Here is a 17,266-nt window from a genome sequence, read left to right as displayed (position 1 = left end):
ATGGCATTAACATCCACATTCACGAGCTTCAACCTGCCTGTAAAAAACGTAGAACAATCGAAAGCGTTCTTCACCGGACTCGGATTCGAGCTAAACCCGCAATTCCCCGATAACGAGAATTCGGTAGCCATCGTGATCGGCGACAATCTGCAGGTCATGCTGATCAATCAAGCATTCTTTAATACGCTCACGGAGAAAGAATCCGTCGATACGAGCAAGTATGCGCAGATGACGATCGCATTGGCCTTCGAGAGCCGGGAAAAGGTCGATGAAATCGTGAATACCGCGGTTTCCTTAGGCGGTAAATTGCACGCCGAACCAGAAGATCATGGGGCCATGTATCATTGGGGCTTCGTGGACTTGGACGGCCATCTGTGGGCCATTAACTACATGAACATGGATGCGGCCCAAGGTTAGGGCTAACGGAGAGCACGTTCGTACTAGGGTTCAAAAAGAAAGACGCCGGGCATCCTCCCCAGCGTCTTCTTCGCTTGCCAGCCTACTAATTAGAGATTTAGTCCTCTTTAAGTAATCAAATATTTTACTCTTGATTTTTATTCTTTTCAAACAGGTCCTTATGTCTGGGATGTCATTTAAACTATCGTGTCCCGTTTAGCTTAAGGCAAATCATCTAAAAATAGAAAATCATTAATAACACGAATATTATTATTGGTGATATCGCTATAGCATTAAGAGGCCGCAAATGATGTAGACGAAGCATAGGGAACATCATGCAGTTAAATAACAGCGACCAAGCCCAAGACCAGCCATGATGGTATGTAATAAAACCATTTTTTTTACCAACCCATTCTAATGCGGAATAGATAATTAACCATTTCAATAAGTGAGCGAATTGGGCAGCTTTCTTATTAGGATAGTTGGACAGAAAAAGCATAACAGTACATGGGAACACAATAAAGCTGTATAAATTGTCCGTTACGAGTTCGGTGGGTATATTTCGCTCATGATGCCAAAGATGATATGTGCTATGAGCTATGTATTGATACAGTAAGCTCATGCTCACCATGAAGTATATTGTCGGAAGAAACTCCCGCCATCGCCCCCAATTAGCCCATTTCCATGCTGCAATGAGAGCCCATATCGTTAATGCAATGTGCAAGCGAATCCCATCCTTGGTTGATTTAAGCAAAGTTTGCCCACTTAATAAATGTTATATCCTGACGTGACAATTGCAGTCCGCCATGAACTTCCTGATTCACAAAATTACCTCATCGCCCTATCATTTGCCCTGTAATAAGTCCAGGTGCACAGATATCAGCAAATCGCCAGAAGCTGTATCCTTTATTTCCTGTAAGCTGAAGCAAAACTGACTCTTCTGTGTTGTTTGCAATGACTGTATACGTTAGAAATGGGCAGCATTTGCGTTCCATACTTACCCATTCATTGATAAGCCGCAGCGTTTCCGCGTCCCCTGGGAAGCCATATTGGAACCCATTTTCAAGCTCTGTGATGCCGAGCCTTCTTGTTACAAGGTTGCTCCAAATGCTTTTTTGTACTCCACACGCTGTTCTTTTGTAAAAACGCTGTGACAGCAAGCCACCGGTAGTTCCTTTTCCATATCTTATTATGCTCCTTTCGCTTTACAGGAATTGCATCCGCATCCTGTTGGCATGCAAGAGGATCCATTTGCTTTTCGTCTTTGATAGATCACGATAGCTACTACCATGAATAGAAGCGCGATACCCGCAATAACGAACGGATTCAAAAAGAAGGATGATACACCTAAAACAGCTACGCCGCCAATAAGCGGCAAAGTACAGCACAAAGCACAAGCTCCTAATAGTCCAAGACCGGCGAGCCAACTCCCATTTTTCATTTACATCACCTTCCAAATAAAGTTATAATACTAATCATAAAACTTAAAGCTAACTTTAAGTCAAGGGGGTTATTGGTATGGCTGGATTGAGTATTGGTCAGCTCGCGGCAAAGGCAGAGATTAATGCGTCAACGCTGCGTTATTATGAGTCCATTGGGCTTCTTCCTCCCACAGAACGTAAAAATGGTCAACGCCGATACGACGAAGGACTTTTAGATCGAATCAATTTTATTAAAGTCGCACAGCAAACGGGATTTAGCATTCAGGAAATTGTGATTTTACTAGAAGGCTTTGAACCAGGCGATTCATTATCGGATCGGTGGGAACAGATGGCAAGGCAAAAACGCTCTGAACTTGAAGAGCGAAAAAGACAACTAAATTCGATGATACAGATCCTAGACAGCGGTTTGAGCTGCAAATGCCTTACTTGGTCGGAATGCAAAGATAAAATAGAAAACGAAGGCTCGTGTTAGGGGAATTTTTATGTTGATTACAATTTTTGTATTTGTGCTTGCCGGTCTCGCTGAAATTGGGGGAGAGTCTATGCTGCTTATGGTGGGGTTTTCGTGGTACTGGCGGTGTTATGGGGGTGGCTTGTCGATAAGAAAACGCCTGATATTTACGACTGGATAGGAGCCGCTATTTGTATAGTCGGCGTTTCCGTCATTGTATGGGCCCCAAGGGGGGAGTAAATTCCACAAATCATCCGTAAAAAAACCTCTCGCCTGACTGGAGACTCTTTTATTTTCCACGCTATCCTGCCCGTTGAACAAAAAAGAGACCCACAGCAACGGGCCGCGGGTCTAAGCTATATATTTTAAAGGGGGTCTTATTTCTAGTATAGGCTTAGTTCATTAAGACAGCATGAAAATAAGATTTCAGTTTAATTACATTTTTTGAACTAAAGTTCTCCGATAGCTTAATCGACTTTCTGATTCTTTTTAAATAAGTACCGAATCCCTTTTCCCGCCATAGATTCGTCAGCATATCGAGGAATTACATGTAAATGTGAATGAAAAACATGTTGTCCTCCCACATGACCACAATTCCATCCCACATTGTAGCCATCAGGTTTGTAATTCTGATCCAAATACAGCTTAACTTCCTGTAGTAACTGAAATGTTTCATTCCATTCATCTTGAGTTAAATCAAAAACAGTTTCCCTATGTTCTTTCGGGACAATAATACCAGCCCCTTTAATCTCTTGTTCTTTAAGTAAAGTATAAGTGCAACTTTCATTGCTCATTATGACTTCATGACTATTATCATCGGAAATATTGCAATATGGACAATTAAGCAAACTCCACACCTCACAGAAAATGCTGCTGAAATTGATTCTTAATTCTTTACATCAATGTGAAGCTACCCGATTGTGCCGGCAGCCTTTTCATTCAACTATCGTCTCCCGTCCCTCGCAATGCTATTTAATAATGATCTTGGATAGACATTCTTTCTTGAGTCAAATGGTAACCATTCGCATCATGCGAGATAATCTTTATCATGTCACTGGTATTATCAAAGATCCATACAGTATCTTTATCGACTTGCACTGTAGAAAACTGCTGTGGTGTTGGTTGAACGGGTATTCCTTGAACAATTACATTCTTAGAGTTATCATTAGAAGTTACTACTCTATTTACTGCCCATATTGTTACAGCTGTAAGCCAAATCATTATTACAAGCACAAAGACATTTTTCTGCGTCATGTCTACACTCCTCTTCCTCCTTGAATTTGGTAATTAATATTTAGACGTTATTTTCAGCGTTTTGTTACGGGAAACTGCCCTTTTCGCTTAATGAAAAAGGAGCTGCTGCCGGCCGCGGCTCTTCACTACGACAAGTTTCACAATCTCATCATATGATAGACCTTTAATGTTGTTTTACCATAGCTGAAAACCCCCTTTGAAAAGGCGGTTAATTTGCAACTCCTCACTTCTCAAGAGGAAGTTCCTCTGAGTTAAAGTTGACATGATATTTTTCTGACATCTTTTTTATCTTATCTTTTTCCGTTGTTTTCTCAGAAACAAAAAGAGGTTTGGAAGCCGTAAATTCCCATTCCTCGGTAGCCTGCCCCGTATACGATCTGATTTCGTACATTCTATAGCCTGCCCCCTGCAACAGTTGGTGTAACCCTTCGATCCCTTCCTTACTGCCAGAATAAAAATGATATTCCATTACAATTTGTTCTCTCCCGCTCGTTTTGTTCGAGCAGCTAGCCAACAATGCGGTCACTGTTATAGCAGCAAGGCAAAATACTTGGATTAACTTTCGTTTCGAAAGCGACAATTCCGCAACCTCCTTAAGGTCTTATCTATTACCCACTGTTCGGAAAATTAAAACGGCCCTCAGTGGTAACCCATTCTTCTAGGCTTTAGCCTAATCCATATCCTACCTACATAAACTTTTTAGTTTCTTCAATTGAAGTATCCTACCTATTACTTCAACGAAAAAAGGAGCAGTTACCGGCCGTGGGTATCTGTTCCCTGATTGTTCAACTATAGTTCTCCGTAATCAACGCTTGTTCAAGGGTTGACCGTAAACCACATGGAAATGAAGATGTTTCGAATCTTGATGTTCCCCACTGGATAGAAAGACGGGTATGATGATAAGCAAGTACAGCGTAATAACCTTATGTGAAATTATTATATTTAGTCATTTCTACTTGGATCGTATTCATCTTCAACTACTGGTATATACGGTGATAGGTAGTTGTCTTTCTCTTGAGTTAATTTACCCCTTGCTAATTTCCAGACTACAAAATTGTTACTGTTATCATCTGCACCATTGAAATCCTCGTCATTTTGAACAAATAGCAATCCGTACGAGCCAGGTAAATTTTTTGACACCCATTTATATATATCAAGAACATATTTTGAATAATGGTTATGTAACCCTGAAATGGTCCATGAGTGCAACCCATTTCTTCTTCGTACACTAGAGATTTTTTCACCATCTACTTCTTCTAAATAATTCAAGAAATTATTATAAGCCTCATCTTCCAGTAATTCATTTGTATCATGGGTGTGATATCTTAAAACAATCCATCCATGAAACTCATACATATAACCACTCACTCCATCAGCTTTCGTGTTCCTCTAGTTAAAACGAATCCGATTCACATTATTTCATAGCTCACCAGAATTTCCACCAAGAGGCATTTAACCTTTTAATTTTATTTACTTCTAATTCAAACCCATCAAATTTAGTGTCTGTCTCCGCTGCGGCTATCAAGAAAACATCCGTTAGTTCTATCAAAGCTTCAATACTTAATCTGCTTATTGGAGTTGTTATTTGTATTATTGGCGATAAGTTCTCTCTCTGTTCTTGAATGCTTACATCCCAATCACTGAAACTTGCCTTTAATACCTTAGCTTTCTCATTCGATTTTGAGTAGAAAATTCCACAGATCATCCCTTTATTACCTGTTTTTATACCGAGTTCACGTAATTTCTCCCAAAGTTCTTTTGTTAGTTCATGTTGCTTTAATCTCTCAGTAGGATCAATTAATTCGATTCCAGTGTAACCACTCATGGTATATGTATCCCCCGTATTTTTCATATCTGCACGATACGGATTTAAGGATGATTTTCGCCTAATCACCAGCAGTTGTATCTACCCTTATTATCGGCTCAACTGAGCCTTTATTAAAGTTGTTTCTTTATCAGCCTTTGTAAGTAATCTTCCCTTTCGCTTAATGACCGCGGCTAGTCTGCAGCTTTATTTTCATATTCTAATACTTTATTTTCAATAAACTTCTGATGAAACTAGGCATAACTACCAGGTCTCCGTCATAACATGTAATGTTGATCTTTTCTGAAAAGCCTTCTGAAATTTACAGAAAACGGAAAGACCAGCTCCCCTAAATTTGATGCCCAATGGAAGGATGTTGATTTCGTATTCTTACGCTGTCGAAAGTACTTCACCTGGAAAGCCAGTGCCGCAACCCGCAGGACGCCATTATTATCCGTTTGCTACTTGAAGGCGTAACACCGCAGGATATACTCCAGCTTCGCCGCCATTCGCTCCATCTTCCGAGCCGAAAACTGGTCTACACGGATAGCTGCGGCACTAAAAAGCATCACCACGTCTCGCTCGCCTGCATGGACCTCTATCATGCGGCGATCGAACAGACCCACTACGAGGTTCCCGCCACCCCGCTTGCCAAAACTTCCCTTGCGGCACTGCGTGAAAGCGGTCGGCTGATCAAACTCACCTTAGCCGATTATGTGGCTAATCGCTGCCTGATCACCGACATGGATTCGGCCATGCTGCGAACCATCTACATGCGGCTGCGCCGACTAGCCGCCCATTTCTCGGCGCCCGAGTTGCTCGAGCTGCTGAATGTAGGCGATCAGCCCGCACCAGCGGAACAATTCGCGCATGCCTAACCGCAGCGCTTACATATAGAAAGCCGCAAATCCTGTCTGGGGCAGGACTTGCGGCTTCTTCTTTTTACTGCACTTTCAGCAGGCGCCACTGCTGATTCTTACCGCCGTTGTCCGTCCATTGAATGGCTGCGCCGCCATTCGCCTTGGACCCGCCGGAAATATCGATCAGCTTGCCGGTCGCCCGATTTTTCAGCTTGAAATTGCCGCCACCGTTGTCGACGACCTGCCATTGCTGGCTGGTCCAGCCGCCGTCCGTCCACTGCTCGATGATCGCGCCGTCAGCGGTTGAGCCGCTCTCCACGCCGATAATCAGGCCGCTGCCCCGGTTCTGGATTTTATAGTATCCGCTGCCTGCACTGATGAATTTCCACTGCTGGCTGTACCAACCGCTGTTGATGTATTGCTCCAGATTGTCGCCGCTGGCTGTCCCCTGATTTACGACGTTAAGATCCTTGCCGCCGTTGCGGTTTTCAAGCAAATAGTAAGCGCTCGTATCGATCGCCGGCGAAGAAGCGGAAATACTGCCCGTCGCCGTATCAATCGTCACATTGCTGCCCCAGCTCATCGAGAGGGAGGTGCTTGTCGGGAACGTCAGCGGCAGCCACACATAACGCGATTCCATGACTTTGCCGCTCCAGGCACCGGCCCAACGGTCGCCCATGTACAAGTAGCTCGTTGTACTCGAGCCTTCTACCGGCAAAATATACGCGCTTTGCGAATCAAACGTCGTCGAATCCCCAAAGTTGGTAAGCCCGCTCCACGTACCGGTGATGCTGGATGCCGTCGCATATTTGGCCTGGTTTGGATCCCAGCCGGTTGCTCCCGACGTCACGAGAAAGTACGTGCTGCCTCGCTTGAACATCGCAGGGGCTTCGCGGTATTGGCCCGACCATAAGGTCGTGACAAGCGAATCCACGCCAAGGAAATCGTTCGTCAGCTTGTAGATGTTCAGATTCGCATTGACGCTTGTTGCCGAAATCAGATAGGCGGTTCCGTTATCGTTGTACACCGTCATATCGCGGGAATCGTACCCGAGCGGACGAAAGCTGCCTTGGTACGTGTAATTGCCGTCTACGGTGCTGGAATAGGCGACGGCTGTGCGCGCCTGACCGTAGTCCGACCCATTTTCCCAGTGCATCCAGAGCACATATTTGCCCGTCGACGCATTATAAATGACCTTCGGCCGCTCGATATTGGAAACATTCAGTTCTGCCGCCGAATTTTTCGTCAGGATGTCGTTGCGGAATTCCCACGTCTTCAGGTCCGTAGACCGGTAGCAGGATACCGCCTTGAACGTGCCGTCGTCGTTACGATTTTCGCCGAACCAGTAATAGTAGCTGCCTACCTTGATCACTCCGCCGCCGTGTGCGTGAATAATGTTGCCGTTCGTATCTTTGAATTGAATGCCATTCTGGATCGTGACAGCGGCTGCCTGTGAGCTTGGAACCAAGAAGCATGCACTTGCCACCATCAACGCCAGCAAGAGGGTCAGTATGATCCCCCATGTGCGTCCTTGGACAGGTCTTATCATCATTGACATCCATCCTTTCCCATGTGGTTTGGTCTTACGTGCTGCCCTTCTGTCTGACTAGCATGCGCCGCGCTGTTGAAAGCGTTCACTTCTCGTACCGCCACCTCCTTTACCTTCACATTAGCGAAAACTCCGAGCTCTCCGCTACTGAACAATCCGTCATGAACTATGAACTTTCTCAACTTCCGGCTTCCACATCAACGGTTTCCCCCAGCCACGACGCAAGCTACCTTAATAAAAAAAGTGGATCTCCCTCGTCTTACGAGGAAAATCCACCTGTGTGACCGCTGAACGGCACGTCTCTTCGCTTTCGTTTGATCAGTTCCGGCACGGCAATGCCGATCATGGTAATGATCACACCAACCCACTGCAGAGCGGATACGGCCTCGTGCAGGACGACAAACGACATCGTGACCGCTGTCGGCAGCTCGGCCGCGCCCATAATCGTCGCCATGCCGCCGCCGATGCGCGGTACGCCGAGCGAGAAGAAGAGTGGCGGAATGACCACGCCGAAAAACGCCAGCAGCAATGCCCACGGCAGAAGCTGCTCATGCAGTGAGCCGTTCCAAAGGAAATGCGGCGGATACACGAGCATGACGAGCACTAGCGAGCCGGTTTGCATCAGCGCGCTCCGCGTAATCGGCGCCACCGTGGTTGCTGCTTTTCCGCTGACAACGATGTACAGCGAGTACGTCAACGCCGACAGCAAGCCGAGCGTCGTGCCCAGAAGCGACGGCGCTTCGAGGCCTCCTTTTAAATAACCGCTTGCCATCAAAATTCCAGCAAACAGGACAACGAGCGAAAGAATTTTATCCGCGCCCGGCCGCTTTCTTCCCATAATGGCTTCAAGCACAATGCCAATCCATGTGAACTGGAACAGCAGCACGATGGCAAACGAAGCGGAAATATACTGCAAAGCGCCGTAGTAAAAAATCCCGGTCAAGCCGGACGTCGTGCCCATCGCCATCAGCGTCAGCACTTGCCGCGGTTTAGCACGGTAAGCAGCTGCAGACGACTCCGCCTTGGCGCCGCGCGCCGATTTGGAGACGACCAGCACCAGCAGCCAAAGCATGATGACGCCGAACAAACATTGACTGCCGACCACATCGCCGACGTGATAGCCGGCATCGTACGCTTTTTTCACAAACGTAGACAACAAACCGAAGCTGCAAGCCGCAGCTAGTACGTACATGTAATATTTCATCATAGCGAGCGCGTCAGAATGTCTCTGACCGACTCCCTTGTCATGATTTTATATTGCCCAACGGACGGCTTCATAAACGACTTATGCACCAGCTCCTCGATGCGGTTGTCGTTGATCTGGAAATCCGCAAGCCGGCTCGGCGCCCCCAGCGAGTTCCAAAAATCGCGCAGCGCACGAATGCCCTCAAAAGCGACTTCCTCTTCTGTTCGGCCTTCCGTCTGAATGGCGAATACCGCCATGGCGAGCTTCGCCATGCGCGAAGGATCCTCCTCTGCGCAGTGCTGCATCCAATTCGGGAATAGCACCGCCAGACCGCCGCCGTGAGGAATGTCATAAACAGCCGACAAGCCGTGCTCAATTTGATGCGAAGCCCAGTCCCCGCCATCCGTTCCGCAGGAGAGCTGCCCATTGAACGCCATCGTCCCGGCGTACATGATCGTCTCGCGCAGCTCGTAGCTTTGGAGATCGGCAAGAAGCCGCGGCGCCGTTTCTATAATCGTGAGCAGCGTCGATTCCATATAGCGGTCGATCATCGGCGCATTGTCCGTCCGGTGAAAATATTGCTCCAACACATGGGACATCATATCTACAATGCCGTAGATCGTCTGATCCAGCGGAACCGTCGTCGTATACATCGGGTCGAGGATCGAAAAAGCTGGATAAGCCAGCGGCGAGCTCCAGCCTCGTTTCTCGTTTTTATCCCAGTGGGTAATCACGGAGATATTGTTCATTTCCGAGCCGGTTGCAGCCAGCGTCAATACAGTGCCAAGCGGCAGCGCGCGCGTCGCTTCGGCTTTGCGCGTGATAATGTCCCACACGTCGCCGTCATAATAGACACCGACCGAAATCGCCTTGGCGCAGTCGATGACACTGCCTCCGCCGACGGCCAGAATAAGCTCGATGCCCTCTTCGCGGCAGAGGGCAATCCCTTTTTGAACAGTGGTCAAACGAGGGTTTGGCTCAACCCCGGAAAGCTCAACCACGTGCGCTTTCATCCATTCAAACTGCTCCATCACAGCGTCGTAAACACCGTTTTGCTTAATGCTGCCGCCGCCATATACCAGCAGCACGCGTGTGCCCGGTGTGCCAAGCTCCTGCTGCAGCCGTTCGATCTGGCCCAGACCGAACCAAAGCTTGGTCGGATTATATTGCAGAAAAGATTGCATGGTACGTCTAACTCCTTCGATGACTGATTCTACAGCAGTATATCATAAGTTGTGCAAATTACTAAGCAGGTGCGTTACCACAGTAAAGAGACTGCCGAGCATGCCGTGACAAAAAACATCCCCAGCCATTCACATGACTGGGGACGAACACCTCTATCCTATACACGGTGCAGCGGCAGCGAAAATGAAATGCTGCAGCCTTTGCCCAGGCGGCTTTCCGCCCAGATCTGTCCGCCGTGGTACTGGACTATCTCCTTGGCTATCGCCAGACCGAGCCCGCTGCCGCCCGAGTTGCTGCGCGACTTTGACACCTTGTAGAACCGCTCGAAAATATGCGGCAAATCCTCCTCGCTGATCCCGACGCCGGTATCCGTCACGCGAATCAAGATCTCGCACGGCTCGTCGCGGATTTCAACGCGAACATCGATAAAACCGCCACTCGGCGAAAACTTGATCGCATTATAGATAATATTCGCATACACCTGCTCAATCCGATCAGGGTCGACCGTCAGAAGCAAATCCTCGCCCTGCGTCGGCACAATGTCCAGCGTGTACGTAATGCCCGCATTCGCGGTATCCAGCTCGTACTTCGCAAACAGTTGACGCACCATCGTCAGCCAGGAGGTCGGCGCCAGTTGGAAGTGGAACTGCTTTGTCTCCATTCGGCTGAGCTGGTATAGATCCGTAATCAATCGCTGGATGCCGACGATCCGCATGTGCACGACTGACAAATATTTGCGCTGCTCCTCCGGCTCCTGAATGACGCCGTCCAGAATCGCTTCCACATAGCCTTGAATTGACGTCAACGGCGTCCCCAAATCGTGGGAAATGTTCGAGAGCAAATCTCGGCGCGACGTTTCCATCAAGATGAGCTCGTTCGTCCGCTCCTTGACCTTCGACTCCAAGTCGTTATAAAGACGCGCGTTCTCAATCGAAATGGCCGCCTGCGCAGACAGCAGCTTGATAATATCGAGCCGATCCGACGTAAACGCGTTGCGAATCAGATTATTTTCCAGATAGAACACGCCCACCAGATTGCCCTGATGCAGAATCGGTTCGCAGAAAATAGACTTGCTCTCCGTTAGTCGAATGTACGGATCCTGCGTGAACATTCCCTCATTCTCAGCATCGTCGAGCACGACGCCCTCTTTGAGCCTCGCGACATACTGAATGACCGAAGCCGGGAGATCGTCCCGCGTCGTCAACTCCACCGAACTGACGATGCACGACTCTTTCCCGCTGCTTGCCAGCATTTCCGCTTCCACATACAAAGTGTCCTTATCCTTGAGCACGAGCAAGCTGCGCTCGGCACCCGACGAGTAAGTAACAATTTCCATCAACCGCTTGATCAACTGCTCCAAATTGACTTCACTGGATAGCGAGCGCGACGTATTCATAATCGTCATAAAATCAAGCGCATGCAGCGAGTAATCGCTGATCTTCGTCGTGCTCCACTCCTGCTCTTCCGTCACACCGGTCAAATAGCCCGGGTAGCGCAGCATGAGATCGTCCGCCTTCGACTTCGCGCCCCAGTGGCGGTAGCCGAAATAGGCGTCAAGCAAATACGTTTTGGCGATTTTCTCGCGCCCCGCCGCACGATAATGCTTGCCGGCCAGCTCGCACGCCAGCGCCTCATGCTGGATAAAGCCCATCTCGCGCGCCTGCCGAATCGCAGCTTCAAAGTCCTGCTCCGCCTTCAGCGTATGCCCCGTCACGCGATGCCACTCGGCCTGCATCAGCAGGCTCATGTGCAAGTAATTGGCTGGGCAATTTGCGGCCCATTTATCCATTTTGCGCTGCATCTTCTTCACTTGCTTCGCAAACCATCGCTTGCTGGACGATGTCGCTTCCTCATACAAGGCCGCCAGCGCCAGCGTGTAGTACAAATAATGCTCCGGAATATGAAACAACCCGAAGGAAACACTTTGCAGCGTTTCAGCGGCTTGACCGAAGCGAACGGCTTCCGCGTAGTCGCCGAACAGCACGTTCAGCATCATTTTTTTGATATGATACACATGCAGAATCACCTGGTTCGGATGAACCTCCAGCTTGCGGACGAGCGCCTTCTCCTCCTCATCGGAATTCCCGATGACCGTCGGATTCAGCGATTTTCCCTCGAGACTCCGAATCACTTCCCGAAGCATTTCCAGCATGAACAGCGTGTCCTGATGGTTCGTCTGCTCCAGAATCCGGTAACTCTTGGCGAGATCCTCCTGCATATCTGCGAGCGCAACGCCCTGCAAATCTTTCACGAGCACCTGATACGTCAGCGCATAGCCGGCAAAAACCAGATCCCCGTCCTCGATCCCGCTGCGGAACGACTCTTGGAGATGCTCCAGCGAAACCTGAAGCGGCTTCACCCACGGCGTCACGAACAGACCGAACGAAAAATAGCTTTTGGACCGATACTCCGGCGCCTGAAACCGATTGTTCATCCGATTGCCGAGCTGGCCATACTGATAACCCTGCTGGTAATCGCCAAAGCCCGAGCCGAGAATCAGCCCGTACGCACCGTACACGTAAGCCATCGCCGGCGTATTGCCGTACTTGAGCGCACGCCGCGTCAAATGCATCATAAACAAGACGAATAAGTTCGTATTGACAAAATAAGCCGAAATCGCCACGCTCATCATCAATTTCGTAATTTGGGCGCGATAGTTATCTTCCATTATCGGCAAATCATACAGTTGCAGCGTGTTTCTGCGACCGATTTTGTGTTTCACGTTCAGATAGGCAGCGAAAATGTTCAGCGAATTCGGCGACTCCGGCAGCCGGATGCCAAACTCCGCGAGCGCCTTTAGTCCCACCTTAACGCTTTTGTGCTGCTGCCCGACATTGGTATACAAGACGACGAGCAGGTGATAGACTTCGAGCCGCATCTCATTCGTCTTCGCCTCCAGCAGCAGCTGATCGTAAAGCGTTTCCGCCTCATCGGCTTGTCCGTTTAAATACAGCGCCTCGGATTTATCCAATCGCATCGCAAAGCTGAGGTCGGCCAGCTCCAAATTGTTCACTTGCATGAGCAGCGCCAGCGCTTTATTAAAGTACTGGATCGCCGAGCGGTAGGCATTGGACGCTTTCGCTTTACGGCCCGCGCCATAGTTGTACTCCAGCAGCTGCAGCAGCTCCTGCCCTTCCGTTACGAGATCCGAGCCCATATTCATATGGTTCACGATTTCGAACAGCCGCTGCTCGATTTGCTCATCCGTATACTGCTCCAGCAACGTCCTCGCAATGTTCAAATGCATTTCCGCGAGCTTCGCCTCTTCAATCGAACCATACACCGCTTCCTGAATCGAATCATGCACGAAGTTGAAGCGGATGTCCCGCGCCGCCGCCTGGCCCGCGCCCTCGTTAAAGAACTTGTACGCCGTCCCTACCGGGATGATCAGCCCGTGCTGAATCGGGATTTCAAGCTCCTGCAGCAAGAGGTCGAACGGCCTCCGCATCACAAGACCGAGCGCCTCGAGGTCAAAATACACGCCGAGACACGCCGCGATCCGCAGCATATACTGCGTGCCTGCCGGCATCCGTTCCAGCTTTTCCGCGAGCAGAAACATGAGATTGTCCGTAATGCGCAGCTTCTCGATTTCGGCCATATCCCACATCCAGCGGTTCGCTTCATAGTTGAATGTCAGGAGTTCCTGTTCGTACAGATCCGTCAAAAACTGCTTGACGAAAAACGGATTGCCACCCGTCTTCTGTAGAATAAGCTGAGCCAGTTCTGTCACTTGCCCAATCTCCGCTTTCAGCGATTCCGCCACGAGCTGGCCGACATCTTCGATTTTCCAGGCTTCCAGCGCAATCCGCTCGTGCACCAAGCGCTCCGGCAGCTTATCCAGCAGCTGCACACGAAGCGTGGACAGGACATTCGTATCGTATTCCCGGCGATAAGAGCCGATGAACAGGAAATGCTTCATTTGCGCATCATTCAATAGCAAATCCAGGAAATGCAGCGAAGCCGCGTCCGCCCATTGCAAATCGTCGAGGAACAGCACGATCGGCCGATCCTTCCCGCAAAAAACTTGCAAAAACTGCTGCAGCAAAAAGTGCAGCCGATTCTGTGTCTCCTGCGGAGGCAGCTGCTTGGCCGGTGGCTGCTCGCCGATCAGCAGCTCCAGCTCCGGAATCAGATCGGTCAGTACCCTGCCGCTGGTTCCGATCGCTTTGAGCAGCAAAGTGCGGTACTCCGCGAGCTGCTGATCTTTGCTCGTCAGCAGCTGGCGCGCCAGCTCCCGCAGCGCTCTCGTCAGCGCATGGTAGGACACATGCTGCTTGTTCGGCTCGAATCGGCCGGAAATGAACCAACCGCTGTCCTTCATCAGCGTCTTCATCGTCTCGGCGATCAGAAACGTTTTGCCAAAACCCGACTCCCCCGTCACCCAGACGGCTTCCAACGGGCCATGAACGGACCGGTCGTACGCCTGCATCAGCTTGTCGATCTCGGAGGAGCGCCCGATCAAGCCCTGCGGAATCTGGAACATGTCGGTCATATCATAGAGACCCACTGTGAATTCTTGCAATTCCTCACCGGCGTTCACCAGCATCAGGCAGTGCTCCAAATCCTGAATGATGCCGTAAGCGCTCTGGTAGCGGTCCTCGGCATTCTTCGCCAACAGCTTCATGACAATGTCCGAGACAGGCTTCGGAATACCCATGCGCAGGCTCGCCGGCGGCGCAGGCGTCACGGCAAAATGGCAGTGAATCAACTCAACCGGATCCTCTGTTTGAAAAGGAAGCCGGCCCGTCAGCATCTCATAGAACGTAACGCCGAGTGAGTAGTAATCTGTCCGGTAATCGATGATCCGGTTCATGCGGCCCGTCTGCTCCGGGGACATATAGCTGAGCGTTCCCTCGAGCAGCATCGGGTCCAGCATCTCCTGACGCTCGCGCGTCAGGGAGGAAATGCTGAAGTCGCCTAGCTTGAGCAACTGCTTGTCGCGGTTGTAGATGATATTGCTTGGCTTAATATCTTTATGTATGACATAACGTTGGTGAATATCCCCGACGATTTTGGCAAGCTGGATCGCAGCCGCCAAGAACGCCGTGAGCGACTGCCGGAACGAAGGCAAATACGCAGTTAACGGTTCGCCTTCCATATCCTCCAAGACCAGCGCCATATTATTTTGATATTTGGGCAGCGCAATCGGTTTGACGACGCCGGGAATATCAAGCATAGTGCCAATCTCGAACTCGCGCTTCAGTCTTGCCAGATCGGCAGCGAGCGGATAATCGGAACGGAACGTTTTGACAATAACTTTTTCCTGCGTAACCTTATGTACAGCGCGATAAATAACCGTACGCTCGCCCTGATAGAGTTGTCTGATCAGCTCGTATTCCGGCAAAATTAACATAAAACCCTCCTACTGAAATCTTGCTGCCGCCCGAAGCGTTAGAGGAGTTCTCCGTTCCAAGGAAGGCCTTTCTCAAATCGCTTCTTGTCATGGTGCTGATACAATTTCAAGGCTGTCAGCAGCCCTTTGTCGAATTGGTACATCTCCCAGATTTCACAAGGCTTCTCTTGGGAATCATCCTGTTTCAGAATCGCATTCACCGCTCGTCTAGCCGCTTCGTTCGCGCCTTCCATCGTCGCCAGGTTCGTGTTCGTGCGAACGTAATCCGCCGCCAGGAACAGGTTGGGAATCTCGGTATACGCTTCGGGACGAAGATCCCAGGTGCCGACGCGGTTGATCAGCAGCGGCTCCATGTTGGAGCATGCGCCTTCCGGATTGCTAAATTGTATATCGGTATCCAGGAACCAGGAATGAAGAACACTGTCCTCCAAAATGACCGCACCGTCCACATTGAGGCTCTTCTTCATTTGCGCCCAGACTTCTTCCTTGATTTCCTCCGGCGTACAGTACATGGCCGGCTTGCCGTACAGAATGCCCGGCGTGTTCCAATCGGAAATATCGACGGACAAAACACCTTTGACCATGCCGTCTCCGTATTCGCTAAGGTTCACATTCGGCCAAAACTGCTTCTGCGAAACCGACGTTAAAGACCACGGCGCGTCCAAATAAATCACATGGCCGTGCGTAATCGTTATGTCTTTGTTCATGTAGAACTGAATCCCGTTCATCCAGGCGACGGAATCCATCAATTGCTGAACACCTTTCAGCGACGGAGCCGCCTCCAGCATGCTGTCTGTAATAAACGTGCCCATCACTTCTACCGGGAACGCGCAAATATAGTAATCGGCTTCAACATCGAACGTTTCGCCATCTTTCATAATGGTCGCACTTTGAATCATGCCGCTTTCGCACGTAATGCGCTCCACTTTGGCATTCAGATGATACTTCACGCCGCGATCCTGCAAGAACGTCAACCACGGATAAATCCACTTGTCGTTCGTCGGACCATTCAACAAACGCACGAAAGACATGCCCGGCGTCGTAATATCGAACGTCATTTGCGTCGCAACCGGGCCGACAGTTTGCGTATTCGCTACTTTGGACTGGCAGGCGACAAGCGTCTTGGTGAAGCCGGCAAAAATTTTCTGGAACGCCTCCGATTGCTGCTCCGCCTGAATAAACGTCCACCAGTCGATGTCGTTGTATTCTTCGCGAATCCGCTCTTCGCAGCTTGTCATAATCTGCCACAGCTTCTTGCCGTACTGTTCCACATCGCTGCTTGTAAGACCTAAGCCGTTATCAAAAATATCCTTGAGCACGACCAGAAAGTTCTCGATACTGAACTCGACCTTGGCCAGCAGCGGCAGGAGCGGCGCCGTATACGTCGCAATATCCAGACGTGTCACTTCCTGTAAATTATCATACACCGTTCCGTCCCCGTAGGGAATATTTTTTAACGTATCAATGACATGGCGATAAAATCGCGGAAACAATCGGAAGCCGTGCTCTCCCGGCAAATCTCTGCGGCCGCCCACACCGCTTCCTGTATACGGCATGCTCCGCGCCTTACCGCCCGGAATGCTCTTAAACTCGTAAACCGATACATCGTAACCTCTCGTAATAAGCTCGTGCGCAGCGCTTAATCCAGCAACCCCGCCACCTAAAATTGCGACCTTTTTCAACATAATTCCCCTTTCGATTTGGTGCTTTTTGTAAAAATAACTGAATCTATCATACCATTCAGGACTTTCGAATCATAGATATGACGGGTAAAAAGATAGAAAAA

Annotated in this window: 14 protein-coding genes and 2 pseudogenes; 4 read left to right on the top strand and 12 right to left on the bottom strand. The window is 49.5% G+C overall.

All coding sequences use genetic code 11. The features are described from left to right. A complete protein-coding gene (locus ABE504_RS12275; RefSeq protein ID WP_430088525.1) occupies positions 1-417 on the top strand; it encodes a VOC family protein in 417 nt (138 codons plus the stop codon). Between the two features lie 214 nt (positions 418-631). Here the strand turns inward: ABE504_RS12275 and ABE504_RS12270 are convergent, their stop codons facing one another. Next, positions 632-1,120 (bottom strand): CBO0543 family protein, encoded by a 489-nt coding sequence (locus tag ABE504_RS12270; protein ID WP_430088523.1) that lies wholly within the window; start codon positions 1,118-1,120, stop codon positions 632-634. Between the two features lie 794 nt (positions 1,121-1,914). Between ABE504_RS12270 and ABE504_RS12265 the strand changes: the two genes are divergently transcribed. Then, the gene (locus ABE504_RS12265) at positions 1,915-2,310 is read left to right on the top strand and encodes a MerR family transcriptional regulator (protein ID WP_430088521.1); all 396 of its coding nucleotides are present in this window, start codon (positions 1,915-1,917) and stop codon (positions 2,308-2,310) included. 54 nt (positions 2,311-2,364) lie between these two features. Continuing rightward, a pseudogene (locus tag ABE504_RS12260) lies at positions 2,365-2,529 on the top strand (YnfA family protein); the annotation flags it as partial. A 227-nt stretch (positions 2,530-2,756) separates the two neighbouring features. On the opposite strand, the gene ABE504_RS12255 reads toward ABE504_RS12260, so the two are convergent. The 5 genes from ABE504_RS12255 to ABE504_RS12235 form a co-directional block, all read right to left on the bottom strand. Next, entirely contained in the window at positions 2,757-3,146 is a 390-nt protein-coding gene (locus tag ABE504_RS12255) for an HIT family protein (RefSeq protein ID WP_430088519.1), read from the bottom strand. A gap of 115 nt (positions 3,147-3,261) precedes the next feature. Next, on the bottom strand, positions 3,262-3,543 hold the full coding sequence (locus ABE504_RS12250) for a hypothetical protein (protein WP_430088517.1): 282 nt from the start codon (positions 3,541-3,543) through the stop codon (positions 3,262-3,264). Positions 3,544-3,766: 223 nt separating this feature from the next. After that, on the bottom strand, positions 3,767-4,123 hold the full coding sequence (locus ABE504_RS12245; protein ID WP_430088515.1) for a hypothetical protein: 357 nt from the start codon (positions 4,121-4,123) through the stop codon (positions 3,767-3,769). A 362-nt stretch (positions 4,124-4,485) separates the two neighbouring features. Continuing rightward, positions 4,486-4,899: an Imm7 family immunity protein gene (locus ABE504_RS12240; RefSeq protein WP_430088513.1), complete on the bottom strand. Its 414-nt coding sequence runs from the start codon at positions 4,897-4,899 to the stop codon at positions 4,486-4,488. Positions 4,900-4,969: 70 nt separating this feature from the next. Continuing rightward, complete coding sequence (locus tag ABE504_RS12235; protein WP_430088511.1) at positions 4,970-5,368, bottom strand: hypothetical protein; 399 nt, start codon at positions 5,366-5,368, stop codon at positions 4,970-4,972. 437 nt (positions 5,369-5,805) lie between these two features. Here ABE504_RS12235 and ABE504_RS12230 point away from each other — a divergent pair, with 437 nt between their 5' ends. Continuing rightward, positions 5,806-6,225 carry a hypothetical protein gene (locus tag ABE504_RS12230; RefSeq protein WP_430088509.1) on the top strand — a complete coding sequence of 140 codons (420 nt, stop codon included), beginning with the start codon at positions 5,806-5,808 and terminating at the stop codon, positions 6,223-6,225. Between the two features lie 64 nt (positions 6,226-6,289). Here ABE504_RS12230 and ABE504_RS12225 read toward each other — a convergent pair whose 3' ends face one another. The 6 genes and pseudogenes from ABE504_RS12225 to ABE504_RS12200 all read right to left on the bottom strand — a co-directional run bounded on the left by ABE504_RS12225 (position 6,290) and on the right by ABE504_RS12200 (position 17,165). Further along, complete coding sequence (locus ABE504_RS12225) at positions 6,290-7,759, bottom strand: RICIN domain-containing protein (protein WP_430088507.1); 1,470 nt, start codon at positions 7,757-7,759, stop codon at positions 6,290-6,292. 256 nt (positions 7,760-8,015) lie between these two features. Beyond that, entirely contained in the window at positions 8,016-8,948 is a 933-nt protein-coding gene (locus ABE504_RS12220; protein WP_430088506.1) for an EamA family transporter, read from the bottom strand. 11 nt (positions 8,949-8,959) lie between these two features. Further along, on the bottom strand, positions 8,960-10,126 hold the full coding sequence (locus ABE504_RS12215) for an iron-containing alcohol dehydrogenase (RefSeq protein ID WP_430088504.1): 1,167 nt from the start codon (positions 10,124-10,126) through the stop codon (positions 8,960-8,962). Between the two features lie 158 nt (positions 10,127-10,284). Continuing rightward, positions 10,285-10,788 carry a sensor histidine kinase gene (locus tag ABE504_RS12210; RefSeq protein ID WP_430088704.1) on the bottom strand — a complete coding sequence of 168 codons (504 nt, stop codon included), beginning with the start codon at positions 10,786-10,788 and terminating at the stop codon, positions 10,285-10,287. Between the two features lie 3 nt (positions 10,789-10,791). Further along, positions 10,792-15,480 (bottom strand): annotated as a pseudogene (locus ABE504_RS12205) (AAA family ATPase); the annotation flags it as partial. Positions 15,481-15,518: 38 nt separating this feature from the next. After that, positions 15,519-17,165, bottom strand: a complete 1,647-nt coding sequence (locus ABE504_RS12200) for a hydroxysqualene dehydroxylase (protein WP_430088502.1) — start codon at positions 17,163-17,165, stop codon at positions 15,519-15,521. Positions 17,166-17,266: the final 101 nt, after the last annotated feature.

Origin of the sequence: Paenibacillus oryzisoli (genome assembly GCF_050467285.1) — a bacterium.
In the GTDB taxonomy this organism is placed as follows: Bacteria; Bacillota; Bacilli; order Paenibacillales; family NBRC-103111; genus Paenibacillus_E; species Paenibacillus_E oryzisoli_A.
This window is presented reverse-complemented; position numbering and strand designations above follow the sequence as displayed.